Annotated in this window: 9 protein-coding genes; 3 read left to right on the forward strand and 6 right to left on the reverse strand. The window is 60.5% G+C overall.

Annotated features, from left to right (window positions below; all coding sequences use genetic code 11):
- Window positions 1-8 precede the first annotated feature (8 nt).
- Both rnpA and rpmH read right to left on the reverse strand, forming a co-directional pair.
- Window positions 9-389, reverse strand: a complete 381-nt coding sequence (gene rnpA, locus NW829_RS03155) for a ribonuclease P protein component (RefSeq protein WP_414342200.1) — start codon at window positions 387-389, stop codon at window positions 9-11.
- 93 nt (window positions 390-482) lie between these two features.
- Window positions 483-623, reverse strand: a complete 141-nt coding sequence (gene rpmH, locus NW829_RS03160; protein WP_011434477.1) for a 50S ribosomal protein L34 — start codon at window positions 621-623, stop codon at window positions 483-485.
- 226 nt (window positions 624-849) lie between these two features.
- On the opposite strand from rpmH, the gene dnaA reads away from it, so the two are divergent.
- Window positions 850-2253 carry a chromosomal replication initiator protein DnaA gene (gene dnaA, locus NW829_RS03165; protein ID WP_414414088.1) on the forward strand — a complete coding sequence of 468 codons (1404 nt, stop codon included), beginning with the start codon at window positions 850-852 and terminating at the stop codon, window positions 2251-2253.
- 166 nt (window positions 2254-2419) lie between these two features.
- Window positions 2420-3103 (forward strand): hypothetical protein, encoded by a 684-nt coding sequence (locus NW829_RS03170; RefSeq protein ID WP_148202667.1) that lies wholly within the window; start codon window positions 2420-2422, stop codon window positions 3101-3103.
- A 125-nt stretch (window positions 3104-3228) separates the two neighbouring features.
- On the opposite strand, the gene NW829_RS03175 is transcribed toward NW829_RS03170, so the two are convergent.
- From NW829_RS03175 to NW829_RS03185, 3 genes are all read right to left on the reverse strand, one after another.
- Window positions 3229-4050, reverse strand: coding sequence for a class I SAM-dependent methyltransferase (locus NW829_RS03175; protein ID WP_414416416.1), 822 nt, complete (start codon window positions 4048-4050; stop codon window positions 3229-3231).
- A 107-nt stretch (window positions 4051-4157) separates the two neighbouring features.
- Complete coding sequence (gene ftsH, locus NW829_RS03180) at window positions 4158-6080, reverse strand: ATP-dependent zinc metalloprotease FtsH (protein ID WP_414416417.1); 1923 nt, start codon at window positions 6078-6080, stop codon at window positions 4158-4160.
- 136 nt (window positions 6081-6216) lie between these two features.
- Entirely contained in the window at window positions 6217-7092 is an 876-nt protein-coding gene (locus tag NW829_RS03185; protein WP_414332084.1) for an SDR family NAD(P)-dependent oxidoreductase, read from the reverse strand.
- Window positions 7093-7396: 304 nt separating this feature from the next.
- Here NW829_RS03185 and NW829_RS03190 point away from each other — a divergent pair, with 304 nt between their 5' ends.
- A complete protein-coding gene (locus NW829_RS03190; protein ID WP_414342192.1) occupies window positions 7397-7906 on the forward strand; it encodes a hypothetical protein in 510 nt (169 codons plus the stop codon).
- A gap of 22 nt (window positions 7907-7928) precedes the next feature.
- Here the strand turns inward: NW829_RS03190 and NW829_RS03195 are convergent, their stop codons facing one another.
- Window positions 7929-10454, reverse strand: coding sequence for a DNA gyrase/topoisomerase IV subunit A (locus NW829_RS03195; protein WP_414416418.1), 2526 nt, complete (start codon window positions 10452-10454; stop codon window positions 7929-7931).
- Between the last annotated feature and the right edge of the window lie 85 nt (window positions 10455-10539).

Here is a 10539-nt window from a genome sequence, read left to right on the forward strand (position 1 = left end):
CTAGGTCTCTAGGACAGCCTGGGATCCGCATCTGTGCTGACGAGCAGGTCGGCCTTTTGGAGAAGACGATGCACCTCTGCCCTCAGCTCCGGCCAGCGGTAGGTCAGTAAGTTTGCCTTGGAGATAAACAGCAGCCGGTATCCGGGTTTCAGGTTTGGGCACAGAGGGCGCAAGATTTCTCGCAACTGGCGTCGCAGCCGATTCCGTTTTACGGCAGATTTGCTCACCTTTCTGCCGATCACCAGCCCCACTTGGCTAGGGATCCCTTCGCACCCTGCGGGCATCGGCTGAAACAGCAGGGTCAAGCCTGCACCGGAACGACGTTGGCCCCCCTGGTAGAGCGCCTGAAAAGCTCGTCGATCCCGCAATCGATGAGGAGCCGGCAACATTGGGCACCGAGGAGAGTCTGCCCCAGAAGTCAGCGAGTTTTGGGCTGCAACGCTCCAAAAAACCAAGACAAATCAAATCTCTGACCAAAGGGCTTAGGAAACCGCCAGGCGATAACGCCCCTTGGCCCGCCGTCGCCGCAAGACCTGACGCCCAGTTGCCGTTCGCATTCTGGCCCGAAACCCAGAAACCCGAATGCGTCTGCGATTGGTGCCACGAAGGGTACGCTGAGTCATGGTGAGAAGCCAACCAATGAAGCCAAGATCATCTGCCAGAGCTGACCAGACTGCCATTCAGCCTGCTGGCAACTGATCACAGGTGGTTAATCTTAGCAGACTCAATGGAAAATTGCTAGATTGGCCACCCCGCGCCGAGCAGTTAAATTGGGAATCCCGAAGCTCCTGTCGAGGAAGCCGCCGCTGTTTCCTCTGGGCTTCTGCTGTGTCGCTCTGAGTGTGTGGTGTGGATATTTCCCTGGATCAGCTCTGGGATGAAGCCCTGTGTCATCTGCAGGTGCAGCTCAGCCGCCCAACCTTTGAGGCTTGGATCAAAACGGCGCGGGCTGAATCGTTGGTGGACAACCGCCTCACCATCTGTACCCCCAGCGAATGGGCACGGGGCTGGCTGCAAAAGCACTACGCTTCCACCATCACCGAGGTGGTGCAGCGGGTAGCCGGGATCCCTTTGCAGGTGGAGTTTTCCGTTTCCCCCCACGCTTCTGTCGAGGCAGAACCCCCTTCAAGAACCATTTCCCCAACATCGGGCAGAGCCGGCAGCTTACCTGCCTCCACCACCCTAGGACTGGAAGTCGGCGGCAGCCTGCCCATGCGGGCGCCGGATCTCAACCCCAAGTATTCCTTCTCGCGGTTTGTGGTTGGCCCCAACAACCGCATGGCTCACGCTGCAGCTCTGGCTGTGGCCGACAAGCCTGGGCGCGCCTACAACCCCCTGTTTCTCTGCGGTGGGGTGGGTCTGGGCAAAACCCACCTGATGCAGGCCATTGGCCACTACCAGCTAGAGGCAAATCCACAGGCCAAAGTCTTTTACGTGTCCACCGAACGGTTTACCAACGATTTAATCGATGCCATCCGGCGAGACAGCATGCAGTCTTTCCGGGAGCACTATCGGGATGTGGATATTTTATTGGTGGATGACGTTCAATTTATCGAAGGCAAAGAGTACACCCAAGAGGAGTTTTTTCACACCTTTAACACCCTGCACGAGTCCGGCAAGCAGATTGTGCTGGCCGCCGACCGTTCTCCTCATCTGATCCCGCGTCTGCAGGAACGTCTCTGTTCTCGGTTTTCGATGGGCCTGATTGCCGAAATTCAATCGCCGGATATCGAAACCCGCATGGCCATTCTCAAGAAGAAAGCCGAGTACGAGGGGATGAACCTGCCCGCCGACGTGATCGAGTACATTGCCACCACCTACACCAGCAACATCCGCGAGCTGGAAGGTGCCCTGATCCGCGCCGTCGCCTATGTTTCCATTTCTGGCTTGCCGATGAGCGTGGAGACGATTCAGCCCATCCTCAATCCCCCCAGCGAGCCGAAAGAGATCACCGCCGACATGATTACCGATGTGGTCTGTGAAGAATTCGGCATCGACCGAGAAAGTTTACTGGGATCCTCCCGCAAGCGTGACATCAGCCAAGCACGGCAAATTGCCATGTTTTTGATGCGCCACTACACCAACCTCAGCTTGCCCAAAATTGGCGATTACTTTGGGGGAAAAGATCACACCACCGTTCTCTATAGCTGTGAGAAAGTCAGTCAGCTACAGCGGGAAAGTCTGCAGTTTGAACGGCAACTGCAAAAATTGGTCGAGCGCTTGCGGGTGGTTGCCAACAGCCGGAGCAGCTAGGCTTTCTGTTGTCGCTGGGCCGTCTTTGAGGTGTTGTTGCCGCGCTGTGGAGCACCTCCAGCCTTGCCCGTCTGCGTGGAGAATCCCTCGGAAAGCGGCTACAGTAGGGACGCGATGCATGGGGTTGCAGGCGGTGAGACAGTCTGGCAAAGGGCTTCCCCTGGGTATGCTGCTCCTCTGGGCTGGACTGGTGCCTGGGTGGCCAGTTTGGGCCAATTCCACGCAAGCCAGCATTCAGGATCCGGCGCCGGCCACGCTCTCAGCCGCTTTGGATTTGGGCTTGGATAGCCAACTTTTGGAAGGCAGCCCCGTGTTGCGCCGCTGGCTGCAAAACCCGCCCCATCTCCTGGAAGAAATCCGCAACACCCCTGTCTTGCCCACGCGCTTGCAGGCCGGCTTCGAGTCCTCTTCTCACTGGCGAATCAGCCTACAAGACTTGCGTCTGGGAGATCGCCTCACCCTCAGTGGTGACTATCGCCAATCTTCCGAACATCCCGAAGTGCGCCAGTACGGGTCGGAAATGCGTTACTTTCTGGCCCCCATGGGATCCCGTTTTAATCTGGCGCCACAACTGGGGTATCGGGCTTTGGAACAAAAGAACCGCAGCCTCAGTGGAGTTAGCTATGGGGCTTTTGCTGTTTTGGCCTTGGCTCCGGGAGGTGTAGATTTGACCGGCAGCTACAGTTGGGTTGCCCCCCAGGAGCCGGAAGAAGGACAGGCCACCCTGGCGGAGCTCACTGCTGCCTACGCCATTAGCCCTTCCTTTCGTCTTTCTGCTCGCTATAGCCTGCGCAACTCGACCCTGGATCGGGAGTTTAGCTTTGGCGTTGGGCTGGAGTGGATCCCATAGAGTGCGCCCTCACTCCTAGTCTCTCTCTTGGTGGAAGAGGGGAGCCAGGGATCGGCATGACTTGGATTGGGGTAATGGCTCCGACATCGACTCGATGGCCACTGCACAACTTAACCCGGCCAAGATCAGAGGCGCACTGCCCGCACAAAGGCCACCCAACCCAAGCTGAGATAACGCTCCAACTGCAGCCCCACCTGTTGAAGGTGCTCACGCAACTGGGTTTCCGAGAAAAAATGAAGGCCGGTGGCTTCCAGCCATTGCTGCACCATCTGCCCCCATCCCTGTACCTGCTGGCTGTGCATCGAGACAAAGGCCCCTCCCGGTTTCAAGACGCGGGCAATTTCCCGCAAACAGGGATCCAAAGGCACTTCGTTCAAGGTGGCCCCGCTGATCACCGCCCCAAAAGTTCCAGAGGCGAGGGGAAGCTGTTCAGCCCGAGCCCGCATCAGGCTGTAGTGCTGCCAGTGGGGCTGCGCTTGTTGAGCGGCTTCCGCCAATACCCCTGCTGCATTGTCCAGGCCGATCACCGTCCGTTGTGGATCCTTGGCCAGGAGCAAGCGGCTCCAGTACCCCCCGGCAGTGCCCAAATCCAAGATGGGATCCCCCTCCCCCACCAACTCGGCCAGCAGTTGACTCTCCCGCTCGCTCCCAAAGCTCTCTCCCGTCAGCAGCGACAGGGCCCAGGGCCGCCAGAGGCGATCGTAGCCCCAGGCAAACCCAGGCAGATGGGCAATGGCTTGGGCCGGCGTGAGATGCAGGTCCGATGAGCTGCCGATAAAATCCACAGCCCCAGAAGCGGTGATGGGGTAAATTTGGCCACAACTGGGACAATAAACCCGATCTGCCACGGATCCCTGTTCCCGCCCTGGTGATTGGGTCAACCCTTCCCGACCGCAGCTCAGGCAGCGATAAAGGTGAACCGGCAAAGCAGAGAGCGAAGAGAGCATGCGACAGCCCAACGCAACCCAAAACTCGCGAGGAAAAGGGGGCAGCTGCCGGGATCCAGCCCCAACAACCCCCCCAGTTGTCTATCTGGCAATGGAGATGGGATCCCTTAGACCAACTTTGGACTCCGTCCCGCTTCCGCAAGTGGACTGGGCAGGCCGACCTTCTCCGGGATGGGCACATACTCTGAGACAATCGCCCGGAATTCGTCGCCATCCAGGGTTTCCCGTTCCACCAAGGTATCGGCCAATCGATCCAGCAGAGGGCGGTGCTCCAGCAAAATCTGCTTGGCCTTCTGGTAGCAGCTCTCCAGGATCTGCCGCACCTGGCGGTCGATCTTGGCGGCCACATCCTCCGAGTACTCGACGCGGTTCATCCAGCCGCCGCCCAAGAATACCTCGTTGTTGGGGGGATCCAGCATCAAGGGCCCCAGCTCAGACATGCCAAAGCGGGTCACCATCTGCCGCACCAGATTCGTGTTCTGCTGCAGGTCGTTGCTGGCTCCGGTGGTCACTTCCGAGTAGCCGAAGACGATCTCTTCGGCCGCCCGACCGCCAAAGCCCACCACCACCCGATCCAGCAGCCAAGCGCGGCTGTACATGCCGGAGTCGATCTGCTCCTCGTTGGGCAGTTGCTGGGCAAAGCCACCTGCGCCGCCGGAACGGGGGATGATGGTCACCTTGTTCAAGGGATCCGCGTGGGGCAAAAGTGTCATCAACAGGGCATGGCCACACTCGTGGTAGGCGATCAGGCGCTTGCTCTTGCCGTCCAACAGCGGGGGCTTGGTCAGGCCGATGGTGATGCGGTCGATGGCATCGTCAATGTCTTGGTTGGTGATGGCCATGCGCTGACGGCGGGCCGCCAAAATGGCCGCTTCATTGAGCAGGTTGGCCAGATCCGCGCCGGCAAAGCCGGGGGTACGGCGGGCAATCGCCTCCAGGCTGACCTCTTCCGCCAGCTTCTTGTTGCGGGCATGCACCCGCAAGATCTCGTAGCGCCCCTTGAAACTGGGCCGATCCACCGTAATCTGGCGGTCGAAGCGCCCCGGACGCAAGAGAGCGGCATCCAACACATCAGGGCGGTTGGTGGCGGCAATCACGATAATGCCGGTGTTGCCCTCAAAGCCGTCCATCTCCGTGAGCAACTGGTTCAGGGTTTGCTCGCGTTCGTCGTTGCCACCGCCGATGCCAGCCCCCCGCTGCCGGCCCACCGCGTCGATCTCGTCGATGAAGACGATGCAAGGCGCATTCTCCTTGGCCTTCTTGAAGAGATCCCGCACGCGAGAGGCGCCCACCCCGACAAACATTTCCACAAACTCAGAGCCGGAAAGGCTGAAAAAGGGCACTCCTGCCTCGCCGGCAATGGCCTTGGCCAGAAGGGTTTTGCCCGTCCCCGGCGGCCCCACCAACAACACACCCTTGGGGATCTTGGCCCCAACAGCGGTGAAGCGCTCCGGCTTCTTCAGGAAGGTAACCACCTCTTGCAATTCTTCTTTGGCCTCTTCGATGCCGGCCACATCGTCGAACTTAACGCCGGTTTTGGCTTCCATCTGGAAGCGGGCCCGCGATTTGCCGAAGTTCATCGCCTGCCCAGGGCCGCCCGCTCCGCCACCGGCACGCCGCAGGAAAAAGAACAACCCTCCCAACAGCAACAGCGGGATCACCAGGTTGCCCAGAAGCGCCCAAAAGGCGCTGCCATTGCGGGTGGGTACCACTGCCACTTCGATCCCCTGCTCGGTGAGGCGGTCCACCAGTTGCGGTACGGTGTTGGGCAGCAGGTTCACTCGGTAGCGGGTGGAATGCTGGGTCTGGGGATCCACAGCCGTAACTTCAGCTACCAGATTGTTGTCCGTGAGGCGCACATCCGTAACCCGCCCCTCCTCGACGTAGCGCAAAAAGCGATCGTAGGTGAGGGCCGAGGCCAAAGCTGCATGGGCGGGTGCAGGCTGCAGCACCAGGCCGGATCCCTGCCAGAGACAGAAGCCCAGCATGAGGGCGATCAGCCAGCGCTGGGGAGATAGAGGCTTGTTCATAGGGAAGAGAACGCTCGGTTATTAAAAGTCCTTTAACAAACTTAACCTGTCCCTCCTGGAAGGCACAACCCTACCCCCGCAAGGATGAGCTCCTGAGGGATCCCTGCCCCATCCGATGCCCGCCACCAGCCTGCAATTAGGCCGAGCCGGGGGATCCCAGACCATCCAGCCCATAGACGCGCCGCCACATGGAGTCAGCCAGAGCAGCGGGCATGAGCCGCATCAGCCCCAACGCCACCTTACCCCCCGTGAAAGCGGTGTAGCGGTCGGAAGGGTGAGGATCGGTCATCGCCCTCAGGATCGGCTCCACCACCTTCTCCACCGGCCAGGCCATTTTGCTGAACGAGCTGGCCAGATCGGCGGTCTTGTCCAAGATCGCCTTGTAGGGGCCGTTGGGGTTGACAACAGCGGCAAAGGTTTCTTCCGCCACGCGGCCAAACTCGGTGGCCACCGGCCCCGGCTCGATCAAGATGACCTTGATGCCGAAGGGGGCCACTTCCACCCGCAGGGCGTCGCTGAGGGCTTCGACAGCAAACTTGGTGGCGCTGTAAACGCCGCTGAAAGGCATGGACAGCTGGCCGGCCACCGAGCTGAGGTTGAGGATGCGGCCACTGCCCCGTTCCCGCATTTGGGGCAAGAGGGCACGGGTGAGGGCGTGCAAGCCAAATACATTCACCTCAAACTGGCGCCGCATGGCCGCCACATCCACCTCTTCCACCGGCCCCATCTGGCCATAGCCGGCGTTGTTCACCAGGATATCCACCCGGCCAAAGTGATCCAGAGCCTTTTGGGCCAGCGCCTCCACCTGGGCCGTATCGGCCATGTCGGTGGGCACCACCAGCGCCTCCGCTCCCCGACTCTCCACCAAGTCTTTGACGTTTCGCAGCAGCCCTTCCCGGCGGGCCGCCAGCACCAAGCGAGCCCCGCGTTTGGCCGCCTCCAGAGCGACGGCTTCCCCAATTCCAGCAGAGGCGCCGGTAATCAGCACCACCTGATTTGCAAGTGAAGGCATGGTTTCTTTTATCCAAACTCTCCACCATCCTAGAAGAACGACTGGGATCCCTGGAGAGGGGCAGCTCCGTCTTCCGAACTTCTGGATTCGGCATCCGCTATCATGGCTACATTGGGTAAACCCAGAAAACAGCCGGGACAAAGCCCGATAGACAGGTCTCTGCTTGGGCTGAAGTCCTATGGTGCTTTGATTTAAAGTAGAGAGTTGTGTATAGGGTGCAGCGACTGTGAAGTACTTCTGCAGGCGAGTTGGCCGAGGTCGATCTCTCTCCCCGGAAGAGCGTTGGGTTGTTACTGAGGTTCGATTGGCTCAATTGCTCAGGGCAGCGGAAGCCAACTTGCGGGCCAATTCTGAGTTGCGCCAACAGCAGCAGGAGCAGCAAAAGCAACTGGAAGCCGAGCGCCGCCACAGCGAAGCCCTAAGAGACTCGACCGCCGATTTGCGCACCAGCGTGATGGAGCTGCGGGAAGGACAGGCCCTTTGGCAGAGCCATGTGGAAGAGCTGCGCTCTTGTCTGCGGGAGCTGCTCAAGGAACAAAGCGAACTGGTGCAGATTGTTGCCCAGCAGCAGCACATCCTGAAGGATTGTCAGGAAGTCATCCGCGCCATGCTGGAGCAAATGCGAGATGACCACCGAGACTTCCGCTCTGCCATCAGCATTTTGCTGGAGGAGCTGCACCAAACCGTGCGCTGTTTGGTTATCAGGTCAGGTGGCACCCTACCCAAGCCCGTTCGCCATCCCGAAGTGCCGGAGACGGATCCCGGCTCCCCGCCGACCGATTCGGCCTCGCCTGGGGAAGGCTCTTCGTCCTAGGGATCTTCTGCTCCCCCAAGAGCTATCCCACATCGCCTTCCGGCAGCCACTGCGGCCAGAACAGGCGCAACTCCCTGACCCGCTCCCCTTTGACCAGGAGGGATCCGCCCCCGGAGCGGCTTTGCAGCGGGATCTCGGCAGGAGAGAAGGAGTACACCTGTTCAGACTCTGTGATCACATCCAGTTGCAGATGGGAAGGCCTCTCCAGCTCGGGGGGGAGACCCACCAAGCCCACCAGCACATCCCCTCGGTCGGAGAAGTGAAAGGCCGGCACGCCCACTTGACCCCGCTCCAGGATGGGGATCTCCCTCAGGGGCAAGCGCTTCAGGTGGCCCAACCGGCTGGCCAGAACCAGGATCCCTTGCGGGGGCAGCAGCGCCATACCAACTATTTGCTCGGCGCGCCCCAAACGCAGGGCCGGCGATCCCATAGCCGCCCGACCCATCAGGGGAATCTGTTGGACATCCAGCCGCAGCACCCGTCCCCCTGAAGTAGCCAGGACGACGCTGTAGCCTTGGTGGCCGGGATCCCAAAGGGCTGCCCAGCCCAGCTCATCTCCCTCTTTTAGCTTTAGGACGGTGGATCCCCGTTGGGTAAGGCCCATCAACTCTGCCAGGGCCAGCCGCTTGATCCGCCCCTGCCGGCTGAGCACCACCAAACTTGCCTTGCCCGGATCCGGAGCCAACGTGAAGGTGGCAACCATCGGCTCAGGGTTGGGAAGAAGGGTGAGCAGGGGTACCCCCCGTGAAGAGCCAGTGCTGAGGGGGATCCCTGCGATGGGCACGGTAAAAGCCTTGCCGCCAGCGGTGAGCACCAAGATTTCCTGCTCCAGCGTGACGCATTCCAGGCCGACCAGCACATCTTCCCCCAGTTCCCGTTGCGCCGGGTTGCTGCGGGAGCGACGGCTAGGCAGAGGCAGGCGGCGCACATAGCCCTTGCGGGTGAATTGCAGCAAGAAGTGGGTCTCTTCCGTCTCTTCGCCGCTGGGGATTTGGGCCACTTCCGCTTCCAGCTCCGAGGCCGAGAGGATCTGGGTGCGCCGGGGATCCCCGAAGGTCTTTTTCAGGTGTCGCAGCTCTTTTTTCAAATAATTCAAGAGCTTGCGGCGGTCGCTGAGGAGCCCCTGCAGTTCTTCGATGCGGGTCTGCAACTGGGCGTGTTCCTGGTGCAGCCGTTCCCGCTCCAATCCCGTCAGGCGACGTAGAGGCATGGCCAAAATCGTCTCTGCCTGCTGGGGGGTACAGCCCAGGCGAGTTTGCAATTGGGCTTTGGCCGTGGTGCCATCGGGCGCTTGCCGCAGCAGCTCGATCACCCCCTCCAGATCCGCCAACGCCAGCAACATTCCTGCCACCTCTTCCGCCTTGCGCTGCACCTGCTGCAACTCGGCACGGAACATCCGGTTGAGGGTGGCCTCGCGAAATTGCAAGAAGTGTTGCAGGATGTCCTTGAGGCTGAGCTGCCGCGGTTCCCCGTTCACCAAAGCCAGCAGGATGGCTCCAAAGTTGCTTTGCAAAGGGGTGAGCTTATACAACTGCTGCAAAACCGCCTGCGGGTTGGCTTCTCGCTTCAGCTCCACCACCACGCGAATGCCGCTGCGATCCGACTCATCGCGCAGATCGGCGATGCCGCTGATGCGGTCTTGGTTGGCCAGCTCGGCCACTTTTTCGATCCAGGCGGCTTTGTTCACCTGGTAGGGAAATTCAGTGATCACCAGAGCAGGCCGCCGGTGGCGTCCTTTGCCCGGCTGGATCTCCTCAAATCGGGCTACCCCCCGCAGGGTGATGGAACCGCGCCCGGTGAGGTAGGCTTCGCGGATCCCTTGGGTGTCTAAGATTTGGCCGCCGGTGGGAAAATCCGGCCCCGGGATCCACCGCAACAGTTCCTCAGGGCTGAGGTCGGGATGGTCGATCAAAGCCAACAGGCCATCCACCACTTCCCCCAGGTTGTGGGGTGGGATATTGGTGGCCATGCCCACAGCAATGCCGGCAGAGCCGTTGAGCAGCAAAATGGGCAAGCGGGCCGGAAGAACGGTGGGCTCCGCCTGGGATCCGTCGAAATTGGGCATGAAATCGACGATCTCTTCCGATACCTGCTCCAGAAGCGCTGTGTGGCTCAGCTCCGCCAGCCGGCACTCCGTGTAGCGCATAGCCGCCGGCGGGTCATCATCCACAGAGCCGAAGTTGCCGTGTCCCGCCACCAGGGGATAGCGGCTGGAAAAGTCTTGTGCCATGCGCACCAGCGCGTCATAAACTGCCTGATCCCCGTGGGGGTGATATTTCCCCAGCACATCCCCCACCACCCGTGCGCATTTGCGGTAGGGGCGATCCGGCGTCAGGCCCAGCTCGTGCATGGCGTAGAGGATGCGGCGGTGTACCGGCTTGAGGCCATCCCGCACATCCGGCAAGGCCCGCCCCACGATCACGCTCATGGCGTATTCCAGGTAGGAGCGCTGCATCTCCCCCTGCAAATCGGTTACAATCACCCGACCCAGACGGGATCCCCCATTCGATCCCAATCCCAGTCCGTCGAGAGTCAGTTGCTGAGTCATGGCACAAAGGAGCGGAACGCTTTCCAGGTTACTCTAGCCGCTTCTGCGGGCCCCGCGAGAGGGATCCCATCTCATCCCATCTCAC

This window comes from Synechococcus sp. R55.8 (assembly GCF_047461895.1).
Taxonomy (GTDB): domain Bacteria; phylum Cyanobacteriota; class Cyanobacteriia; order Thermostichales; family Thermostichaceae; genus Thermostichus.

Bases quoted from the DNA above. Each gene is read 5' to 3' on its own strand.
- rnpA (WP_414342200.1), bottom strand. From the start codon at position 389: ATGTTGCCGGCTCCTCATCGATTGCGGGATCGACGAGCTTTTCAGGCG.
- rpmH (WP_011434477.1), bottom strand. From the start codon at position 623: ATGACTCAGCGTACCCTTCGTGGCACCAATCGCAGACGCATTCGGGTT.
- NW829_RS03170 (WP_148202667.1), top strand. From the start codon at position 2,420: ATGCTGCTCCTCTGGGCTGGACTGGTGCCTGGGTGGCCAGTTTGGGCC.
- NW829_RS03175 (WP_414416416.1), bottom strand. From the start codon at position 4,050: ATGCTCTCTTCGCTCTCTGCTTTGCCGGTTCACCTTTATCGCTGCCTG.
- ftsH (WP_414416417.1), bottom strand. From the start codon at position 6,080: ATGAACAAGCCTCTATCTCCCCAGCGCTGGCTGATCGCCCTCATGCTG.
- NW829_RS03185 (WP_414332084.1), bottom strand. From the start codon at position 7,092: ATGCCTTCACTTGCAAATCAGGTGGTGCTGATTACCGGCGCCTCTGCT.
- NW829_RS03195 (WP_414416418.1), bottom strand. From the start codon at position 10,454: ATGACTCAGCAACTGACTCTCGACGGACTGGGATTGGGATCGAATGGG.